3 protein-coding genes are annotated in these 4217 nt (G+C 67.3%); all 3 read right to left on the bottom strand.

The window, feature by feature from the left end; all coding sequences use genetic code 11:
* The coding region (locus tag AC1D1G_RS42440) for an NAD-glutamate dehydrogenase domain-containing protein (protein ID WP_477956624.1) at window positions 1–2371 on the bottom strand (2371 nt) is incomplete at its 3' end.
* 124 nt (window positions 2372–2495) lie between these two features.
* Window positions 2496–3884 carry an aminotransferase class III-fold pyridoxal phosphate-dependent enzyme gene (locus AC1D1G_RS42435; protein ID WP_477956623.1) on the bottom strand — a complete coding sequence of 463 codons (1389 nt, stop codon included), beginning with the start codon at window positions 3882–3884 and terminating at the stop codon, window positions 2496–2498.
* 20 nt (window positions 3885–3904) lie between these two features.
* Window positions 3905–4217 (bottom strand): aldehyde dehydrogenase family protein (locus AC1D1G_RS42430; protein WP_477956622.1); only part of this gene is annotated, 313 nt, incomplete at its 5' end.

Below are 4217 nucleotides of genomic sequence, written 5' to 3'. Positions count from 1 at the left end.
GCTCAGAGAAGTACCCGTCGGAGAAGACGTCCGTATCCTCGAGTTCCGCTTTCAAATCCAGCTTGGCGTGGGCGAGGAGGGTCGCCAGTTCCGGCGAGCTCAGCCCGAGGCCTGCCTCCGACAGTTCGGCGAAACCCTCGGGGTTCGGAAGCGCCTCCAGGTCGCAGTCCAGACCGCGCTTGTCGACCAGGTCGTTCACCATCCTCGCGTGCACGTCCACCATCCGGTGGGCGCTCGACCGGGCGTCGCCGAGTACCCGGTTCTGCGCACGGTTGTTGGCGAGCACGAGTTCGGACACGTCGTCGGTGAGCGCCCCGAGCAGGTCCGAGCGCCGCACCGGGTCCAGCCGCCGGTCGACGGGCAGCGAGTCGAGCAGGATCTTGATGTTCACCTCGTGGTCGGAGCAGTCCACTCCGGCCGAGTTGTCCAGTGCATCCGTGTTGACGAGCCCACCCGTCCGGGCGAACTCGATGCGGGCGAGCGGCGTCATGCCCAGGTTGCCGCCCTCGGCGACAGCGCGTGCACGCAGCCGGCGTGCATCGATCCGGACGGTGTCGTTCGCTTTGTCGCCCGCGTCCGTGTGCGACTCCGACGAGGCCTTGACGTACGTCCCGACGCCGCCGTTGAACAGGAGATCCACCGGGGCGGCGAGGATGGCGCGGATCATCTCCGGCGGCGTCAGCGTCGTCACCGATGGAGCGAGACCGAGCGCCGTCCGTATCTGGCTGCTCACCGGAATCGATTTGCTCTCACGCGACCAGACGCCGCCGCCTTCACTGATGAGGGTCCGGTCGTAGTCGGCCCACGACGATCGCGGCAGCTCGAACAGCCGGCGGCGTTCCTGCCAGGCCTGCTCCCGGCGGGGAGTGGGGTCGACGAAGATGTGGCGGTGGTCGAACGCGGCGACCAGCCCGATGCCGGCACTCGCCAGCATGGCGTTCCCGAAGACGTCGCCGCTCATGTCGCCGATCCCCGTCACCGTGAAACTGTCACGGTCGACATCGATTCCGAGTTCGGCCAGATGCCGGGTGACGCTCACCCACGCACCCTTCGCGGTGATGCCCATCTTCTTGTGGTCGTAGCCGACCGAACCGCCGGACGCGAAGGCGTCACCGAGCCAGAAGTCGTACGTCCGGGCCACGTCGTTGGCGGCGTCGGAGAACGTGGCAGTGCCCTTGTCCGCCGCCACCACGAGGTAGGGGTCGTCGCCGTCCCGGCAGACGACCCGGTCAGGATGTACCGATTCGGCTGTGCCCAAATGGTTGTCGGTGACGTCGAGCAGCCCGGAGATGAACTGGCGGTAGCAGTCCTGGCCGGTGGACGACGGGTTGCGCACGACGAATCCGCCCTTGGCGCCTGCGGGCACGATGACGGCGTTCTTCACTGCCTGCGCCTTGACGAGTCCGAGGATCTCGGTGCGGTAGTCGTCGAGGCGGTCGGACCAGCGGAGCCCGCCGCGCGCGACGGGTCCGTATCGCAGGTGCACGCCCTCCATGTCCGGTGAATACACGAAGACCTCGTAGAACGGCCTCGGCCGCGGAAGTTCGTCGATCTCGCCGGAGCGGAACTTCAGCGACAACTGAGGACGAGCGGGGCCGAGCGCTCCGTCCCGATAGAAGTTGGTGCGGGTCGTCGCCGCGACGAGGCCCGAGTAGGCGCGCAGGATACGGTCGGCGTCGAGGCCTTCCACCTCTGCGAGCAGCGATTCGACCCGGCGCGCACACTGTTCGACCTCGTCGTCGCGAGACGTGCCGCCACCGGGACGGGATGGATCGAAATGCGCGTGGAACAGCGCGACGAGTGCGGACGCGAACTCGGGACGCGACAGCAGGACCGCCTCGATCCGGCCCTGGTCGTAGGGCAGAGCACTCTGTCGCAGGAAGCGTGCGTACGCGCGCAGGAGCACGACCTCCCGCCAGTCCAGGCCGGCAGCGAGCACCAGCACGTTGAACCGATCCGCCTCCGCGCAACCCGACCACATCGCGCGAAACGTCTCCAGGACGGCCTCGGGTTCGACGGATCCCGACGCCACCGCGGACGTGACGAGCGGTCCCGCGGACACCCGGAAGTCGTAGAGCCGGCACACCAGTCCGTCGGCGCGGCGGAACACCGACGTCCGCTGACCCTCGACCTCGAGGTCGAGGCTCCCGAGAAGCCGCAGCACCCGTTCGAGCGACACGGTCGAGCCTCCGCTGTAGAGCGTGACCCGCAGTTGCCGGTTCTCGTTCGGTCCGACGGTGTGGACGTGCAGGTCGAATGCGTCGGTGGTCAAGCGGTCGAGGATGGCGACGTCGGGAACTGGCGGCCGATCCCGTTCTTCGACATAGCCTTCCGGCAGGGACAGTGCGAGCGTGGACGTGGTCGAGCTCATAGATTCTCTCCGTTGAGATCCGGGCGCCGTGTGTTGTCGTGGAAACGAGAAAGATCCGTCCCGCGGGCGCCATTGACCGCGGGACGGATCGAGTGTCAGGACACGGATGTGTGGCAGACGGGTGTCAGGAGTTGCGGTGTGCGTCCGCGATGTCGAGAACCGTGTCGAGGATCGCGAGTCCTTCGCGGGCCTCGGCCTCGGTGACGGTGCACGGCGGCACAGCGTGAACGCGATTGAAGTTGGCGAACGGCAGCAATCCTCCGGCCTTGCACGCCGCAATCACCTCGTTCATCGCCGGACTGGAGGCCCCGTACGGAGCGAGCGGTTCCTTCGTGGCACGGTCGGCGACGAGTTCGATCGCCCAGAACACGCCGAGTCCGCGGACTTCACCGATCGACGGGTGCCGGCCTGCGAGGCCACGCAGTCCGGGACCGAGGATCTCGCTGCCGATCCGGGCCGCGTTCTCGACGATCCGCTCGTCCTCCATCGCGTTGATCGTCGCGACGGCGGCTGCGGTGGCGAGCGGGTGCCCCGAGTAGGTGAGTCCGCCGGGGTACGGCCGGTTGGCGAACGTCGCCGCGATCTTCTCGCTGATCGCGACACCACCGAGCGGGACGTAGCCGGAGTTGACCCCCTTCGCGAACGTGATCAGGTCGGGGACGACACCGAAATGGTCGATCGCGAACCACTTTCCGGTCCGGCCGAACCCGGACATCACCTCGTCGGCGATGAACACGATGCCGTAGCGGTCGCAGATCTCGCGCACACCTGCCATGTAACCGGGCGGGGGCACCATGATTCCCGCGGTCCCGGGAACCGATTCGAGCACGATCGCTGCGATCGAGTTCGGCCCCTCGAGGCGGATCAGCTGGTCGAGGTGCTCGAGCGCGCGCTCGGTTTCCTGCTGCTCGTTCTCCGAGTGGAACTGCGACCGGTACCGGAACGGTCCGTGGAAGTGGACGACTCCGCTGTTGCCGTAGTCGTTGGGCCACCGGCGCGGGTCGCCGGTGAGGTTGATCGCGGTGTCCGTGCCCCCGTGGTACGAGCGGTACCGCGACAGCACCTTGTAACGGCCGGTGTGCAACCGAGCCATCCGCACAGCGTGCTCGTTGGCGTCGGCGCCGCCGTTGGTGAAGAACACCTTGTTCAGGTCACCCGGGGTCCGCTCGGCGATCAGCCGGGCGGCCTCGGAGCGGGCGTCGTTCACGTACTGCGGTGCGATGGTGCACAGCTTCGCGGCCTGGTCCTGGATGGCGGCAACGACTTTGGGGTGCTGGTGCCCGATGTTCATGTTGACGAGCTGGGACGAGAAGTCGAGCATGCGGTTCCCGGCACCGTCCCACACATACGAACCCTCGGACGCGAGGATCGTCATCGGGGTGATCTGCTCCTGCGCGGACCACGAGTGGAACACGTGCGCCCGGTCGAGGGCATACGCGCGCTCCCCTTCGACACGGGCCGCGTCGAGGGACTGACCGGTAGGCAAAAGTTCCTGGGAGACTGTCGTCGTCATGACCGTAGGTCCTTTCCGGCTCAGTGGTTCTGGGGGAAGCCGAGGTTGATGCCGCCGTGGCTGGGGTCGAGCCAGCGGGTGGTGACGACCTTGCCGCGGGTGAAGAAGTGSACGCCTTCGGTGCCGTGGGCGTGGGTGTCGCCGAASAGGGAGTTCTTCCAGCCCCCGAAGGAGTAGTACGCCATGGGGACGGGGATGGGGACGTTGATGCCGACCATGCCGACCTCGACCTCGTTCTGGAACCGYCGGGCGGCGCCGCCGTCGTTGGTGAAGATGGCGGTGCCGTTGCCGAACTGGCTCGAGTTCACCAGTTCCAGGGCCTCGTCGTAGGAG

The sequence above is a fragment of the Rhodococcus sp. P3_B8 genome, from assembly GCF_056402775.1.
This window is presented reverse-complemented; position numbering and strand designations above follow the sequence as displayed.

Bases quoted from the DNA above. Each gene is read 5' to 3' on its own strand.
- AC1D1G_RS42435 (WP_477956623.1), bottom strand. From the start codon at position 3,884: ATGACGACGACAGTCTCCCAGGAACTTTTGCCTACCGGTCAGTCCCTC.